This is a genomic window from Nocardia amamiensis NBRC 102102 (genome assembly GCF_001612745.1).
Classification (GTDB): Bacteria; Actinomycetota; Actinomycetes; order Mycobacteriales; family Mycobacteriaceae; genus Nocardia; species Nocardia amamiensis.
On record NZ_BDBA01000342.1, the window covers coordinates 1 to 4,639 of the forward strand.

The window sequence follows — 4,639 nt, forward strand, 5'->3', positions numbered from 1 at the left end:
GTGCGGGGTCAGGACGGTCGCGGCGGTGCGGTCGCGCACCAGCCATGGTTCGGCGGCGAGCAAGGTCAGGCCGTCGGCGTCGACGACGACCGGAAGATCCGTGGACAGGATCTCGGTGAGGCGCTTCCTTGCGTCGGCGTCGGTGCCTGCGCCGGGACCGAAGACCCAGGACTGGACACGTCCGGCGGCGGCGACCGTCTGCGTGGCGATCACTTCCGGGAAGTGGTTCAGCACCTCGGCCGCTCCGGTTCCGGCATACCGCACCATGCCCGAGGTCGCGGCGATTGCGGCGCCGGCGCACAGCACCGCGGCACCCGGATATGTGGCGCTGCCCGCGCATACGCCGGTGACGCCTTGCGTGTACTTGTCGTCGGCCGGGCCGGGGACCGGCCACGCGGCGCCGATCGAGACGGGCTCCAGCGCGGCGAGGTTCGGTTCAGGGAGGCGTAAACCGATGGGAACCAACTCGACTCGGCCGCATTGCGCCGCGGCGAGGGCGTGCACCGGTTTGTAGGCGCCGAAGGCGACTGTGACATCCGCGCGGACGGCGGGCCCTTCGATCGCACCGGTATCGGGGTCGACGCCACTGGGCAGGTCGGCGGCGACGATCGGCGCCTCCAGCGCGGCAACGATTTCCGCCGCGCGCGGACGCAACGCGCCATGACCGGAGATGCCAACGATGCCGTCGACCACCAGGTCCGGGTCGCCGACGTGGTCGGCGACCCGCCCGCCCGCCTTGCGCAGCGCGGCAAGCCCTTTCGCGTGCGCGCGTTCCGGGTTCAGCAGCACCGCGGTCACCGCGACACCGCGGCGGCGCAACTGCGCACCAGCCCAGAGCGCGTCGCCGCCATTGTCGCCGGACCCGACCAACAAGGTCACCGCTCGGCCCGCGATACCGCCGGTGCGCTCCCGCAGCTCGCCCGCGACCACCCTGGCCAGGCCGTGCGCCGCGCGACGCATCGGCATTCCCTCCGGCACCCGGGTGAACAGCTCGGCCTCCGCCGCACGCACCTCCTCGACGGTGAAATAGCCCCGCTGCGCGGACATCGCCGCTCCCTCCGTTGGTGTGGCCCACTACGCTTGGCCATCATGCCAAGTGACCGCCGCCGCACAAGGACCATCCAGGTGGTCACGGGAGTCGCCATGACCGGTGCGCTGCTGCTGACCGGGTGCGGCGGCGGCGAATCCGGCTCGGCCGCCACCACGACGAAGAGACCGGCCGGCCCGGCGACCACCACCGCACAGCAGACCGGCGAGCGCAAGCAGGCCGCCGCCACCGTCGCGGTCGACGATATGAAATTCTCTCCCGCCGAGGTCACCGTCAAGGTCGGCGACACGGTCACCTGGAAATTCGACGACAAGGTCCCGCACTCCGTGCAAGGCATCGGCGACAAGGCGATGGGCATCAACAGCCCCATCCTCGACAAGGGCGAGTGGAGCTACACCTTCACCAACCCGGGGACGTACCGATACCTCTGCTCGCTGCATCCCGAGATGCGCGGGTCGGTCACTGTTGAGTAGCGCAACAAGCAAAGATGTGATCCCAGCCACTGTCGACTAGTAGTATCACGGGCGATACCATAGATGTGTGACCAGGCCGAAAAGAGACTCGCGAAAATGCGAGAATCACCGACCAACGTCAGCTACTCCGACCTCTACTCGGTGTGCTGCGACTACTTCGGCACACCGCGCCAGGAAGGGACCAGTCACGCAGTGTTCCAGGTGCCCTGGCCCGGCGACCCCCGCGTCAACATCCAGAAGGCCAAAGATGGCGGAAGCAAGGCCTATCAGGTCAGACAAGTAATCGCAGCAGTCGACAAGCTGCTGCAGATGGAATCGGAGGAGGGTGACTAGCAATGTCCGATCTCTACAACCTGCCGGACCACACGCATTACGCGTACCGAGTTCTCTGGTCGCCTGAAGACGAAGAGTTCGTTGGTCTCTGCGCCGAGTTCCCCTCGCTGTCTTGGTTGGCTTCTACCCAGGAGGAAGCCCTGCAGGGTATCCGGGACTTGGTGCATGACGCCATCAAGGACATGGCCGTCAACAACGAATCCGTACCGCGACCTCTCGCGGAGCGCAGCTACAGCGGTAAGTTTCTGGTCCGGGTCGGAGCCGAAGTGCACGCCCGGCTGGTCCGGGAAGCGGCCGAGTTGAAGATGTCGTTGAACCAGCTCGCCACCCAGCGGCTGTCTTCTCGCTGATGCTGCGCCCCTCACCGGGTGTGCTCAGTGGCTCGCCAGACAGCGCCTCACCGGCGGGGTCCGCACAAGGAGAAAAGAGCAGCCGCGCACCCTACGGTGCGCGGCTGCTGGTCTATTCCACGGTGACGGATTTCGCCAGGTTGCGGGGCTTGTCGACGTCGTAGCCCCGAGCCTGCGCCACCTCAGCCGCGAAGATCTGCAGGGGGATCGTCGACAGCAGCGGCTGGAACAGGGTCGGCGCGCCGGGGATCTCGATGAGATCGTCGGCGAACGGCCGGACCGTGTCGTCACCTTCCTCGGCGATCACGATGGTGCGCGCGCCGCGGGCCTGGATCTCCCGGATATTGCTCAGCAGCTTCGAGTGCAGCACCGCCCGGCCCTTCGGGGACGGCATCACCACGATCACCGGGAGCCCGTCCTCGATGAGCGCGATCGGACCGTGCTTGAGCTCGCCCGCCGCGAAACCCTCGGCGTGCATGTAGGCCAGCTCCTTGAGCTTGAGCGCACCCTCCAGCGCCACCGGGTACCCGACGTGACGGCCAAGGAACAGCACGGTCGGCACATGCGCGAGCTCGCGTGCGATGGTCCGTACCTGCGGCGCCGTCTGCAGCACCCGCTCCACCAGCGGCGGCATCGCCTCGAGTTCGGCGAACTCGCGCGCGACCTCGTCCGGGTACTTGGTGCCGCGCGCCTGCGCCAAAGCGAGCCCGACCAGGTAATTCGCGGTCACCTGAGCCAGGAAAGCCTTGGTGGAGGCGACGCCGATCTCCGGCCCGGCCCTGGTGTACAGCACCGCGTCGGACTCCCGGGGGATCTGCGCGCCGTTGGTGTTGCAGATCGCGAGGACGCGCGCCTTCTGCTCCTTGGCGTGGCGCACCGCCTCCAGCGTGTCGGCGGTCTCACCGGACTGGGAGATCGCCACCACCAGCGTTGAGCGGTCCAGAACGGGATCGCGGTAGCGGAACTCGCTGGCCAGCTCGACCTCGACGGGCAGCCGGGTCCAGTGCTCGATGGCGTATTTGGCCAGCAAACCGGAGTGATACGCGCTACCGCACGCGACGACGAAGACCTTGTCGAAATCACGCAACTCTTGGTCGGCCAAGCGCTGCTCGTCCAGCACGATCCGGCCGCCGCCGTCCTGTTCAGTGCTGAAATGCCCCATCAGCGTGTCCGCTACGGCGGCAGGCTGCTCCTCGATCTCCTTGAGCATGAAGTAGTCGTGACCGCCCTTCTCGGCGGCGGCCAGATCCCAGTCGATCGTGAACGGACGGGTGCGCGCACCGGCGTCCTCGCCTGCGAAGTCGGTCACCCGGTAGCTGTCCAGGGTGATCACCACGGCCTGGTCCTGGCCGAGCTCGACCGCCTCGCGGGTGTGCTCGATGAACGCCGTGACATCCGAGGCGATGAACATCTCGCCCTTGCCGACGCCCACCACCAGCGGGGTCGAGCGACGCGCGGCCACGATCGTGTCCGGATGGTCGGCGTGCGTGAAGACCAGGGTGAACGCACCCTCCAGGCGGCGCAGCACGGCCAGCGCGCTGGCGGCGAAGTCACCGGCGGTCGGGCCATCGGCATACGCCCTGGCCACCAGATGTACCGCGACCTCGGTGTCGGTGTCGCTGCCCAACTCGACCCCGGCGTCTTCCAGCTCACGACGCAGCGGAGCGAAGTTCTCGATGATGCCGTTGTGCACCACGGCCACCTTGCCGCTGTGGTCGCGATGCGGGTGCGCGTTGCGGTCGGTCGGCGCGCCGTGCGTGGCCCAGCGGGTGTGCCCGATGCCGGTGGTGCCCGCGAAACGGTCGATCCCGTTTTCGGACAGCTCGGCCTCCAAATTGGCCAGCCGACCGGCCTTGCGTTCCACCGCCAGGGCGCCCGCGCCGTCCAGGATCGCCACGCCCGCGGAGTCGTAGCCGCGATATTCCATGCGGCGCAACGCGTCAACGACGACGCCGAGCGCGTCTCGGTATCCGACGTACCCCACGATTCCGCACATGGCTCACCACACTACTTATCGGCTAACGTTCACGTCGTGTCGGCGTCTGTGAAATCGCTACTGAGCACTCTGACCAGCCGCGGCCCGCACCGCGTGCTGCGCGGCAACCTGGCCATCGCGGGCCAGCCCGGGGTGGTGTTCACGCCCGAGTCGGGGCGCAATCTCCCTGCCGTTGCCTTCGGCCACGGCTGGCTGACCGGCGCGGGACACTACCGCAGCCTGCTCGAGCACCTCGCTTCCTGGGGAATCGTGACCGCCGCCCCGGACACCGAGCGCGGGCCGATTCCGTCACATCTGGGACTGGCCGCCGATTTGCTCACCACGCTCGACATCTGCACCGGCGTGCGGCTCGGCGCCGGCGAGATCAGCGTGCATCCCGAGCGTCTCGCCCTGGCCGGACACGGCATGGGCGCCGGCGCGGCCGTCATAGCGGCGGGCC

5 protein-coding genes and 1 pseudogene are annotated in these 4,639 nt (G+C 68.2%); 4 read left to right on the plus strand and 2 right to left on the minus strand.

Annotation, left to right across the window (positions count from 1 at the left end):
- Nucleotides 1-1,047 (minus strand): bifunctional ADP-dependent NAD(P)H-hydrate dehydratase/NAD(P)H-hydrate epimerase (locus tag NA4_RS37305; protein WP_067480773.1); only part of this gene is annotated, 1,047 nt, incomplete at its 3' end.
- 42 nt (nt 1,048-1,089) lie between these two features.
- Here NA4_RS37305 and NA4_RS37310 point away from each other — a divergent pair.
- The 3 genes from NA4_RS37310 (at nt 1,090) to NA4_RS37320 (ending at nt 2,204) form a co-directional block, all read left to right on the plus strand.
- Nucleotides 1,090-1,521, plus strand: coding sequence for a cupredoxin domain-containing protein (locus NA4_RS37310; RefSeq protein WP_067480785.1), 432 nt, complete (start codon nt 1,090-1,092; stop codon nt 1,519-1,521).
- Nucleotides 1,522-1,617: 96 nt separating this feature from the next.
- Nucleotides 1,618-1,854 carry a hypothetical protein gene (locus NA4_RS37315; protein WP_174553052.1) on the plus strand — a complete coding sequence of 79 codons (237 nt, stop codon included), beginning with the start codon at nt 1,618-1,620 and terminating at the stop codon, nt 1,852-1,854.
- A 2-nt stretch (nt 1,855-1,856) separates the two neighbouring features.
- On the plus strand, nt 1,857-2,204 hold the full coding sequence (locus NA4_RS37320; protein WP_067480780.1) for a type II toxin-antitoxin system HicB family antitoxin: 348 nt from the start codon (nt 1,857-1,859) through the stop codon (nt 2,202-2,204).
- Nucleotides 2,205-2,316: 112 nt separating this feature from the next.
- On the opposite strand, the gene glmS is transcribed toward NA4_RS37320, so the two are convergent.
- Nucleotides 2,317-4,200, minus strand: a complete 1,884-nt coding sequence (glmS, locus tag NA4_RS37325) for a glutamine--fructose-6-phosphate transaminase (isomerizing) (RefSeq protein WP_067480782.1) — start codon at nt 4,198-4,200, stop codon at nt 2,317-2,319.
- Nucleotides 4,201-4,236: 36 nt separating this feature from the next.
- On the opposite strand from glmS, the pseudogene NA4_RS37330 reads away from it, so the two are divergent.
- Nucleotides 4,237-4,639, plus strand: a pseudogene (locus tag NA4_RS37330) (hypothetical protein); the annotation flags it as partial.